The organism is Vibrio ichthyoenteri ATCC 700023 (assembly GCF_000222605.1).
GTDB classification, from domain to species: Bacteria; Pseudomonadota; Gammaproteobacteria; order Enterobacterales; family Vibrionaceae; genus Vibrio; species Vibrio ichthyoenteri.
Genome location: NZ_AFWF01000167.1, coordinates 1 through 411, shown reverse-complemented (window position 1 = coordinate 411; position 411 = coordinate 1). Strand labels below are relative to the sequence as shown.

Here is a 411-nt window from a genome sequence, read left to right as displayed (position 1 = left end):
GCTTCGTAAGGGACGGTATGAACCGCTCGCTCCGATCTCAGGAAGATGTAGGATGCGGCGTGTACCGGGTTATCTAACGATAAGAAAAACTTCCCACCAAGCCAGTTTGCGTTCTCAAAATCACTTGCTCGAATATCGCCGGCACGAGCACCGGCTTTCATTGCCGCGCGTGCACGCGTAAAACACTGATTATAGAACGCGGTCACCTCATCACGCAGTGGCTCACTGGTGATGTGGGTTTGTTGCAGCTGCAGTAGCGAGTTTGAGACGTTGTAGTGACAAGGAATACTCGATACCGCTGCATTGGTGATACCTTGCGATAAACTGTGCCAGAGCGCCCACCATACAGGCACAGAGACTATCTCACCGTTAAAATCACCGAGGTTACTGTTGGTTGCCCCAGAGCTAATT

1 pseudogene is annotated in these 411 nt (G+C 51.3%); it reads right to left on the bottom strand.

Features of this window, described 5'->3' with window-relative positions:
• A pseudogene (locus tag RH85_RS11850) lies at window positions 1-411 on the bottom strand (conjugal transfer protein TraG N-terminal domain-containing protein); the annotation flags it as partial.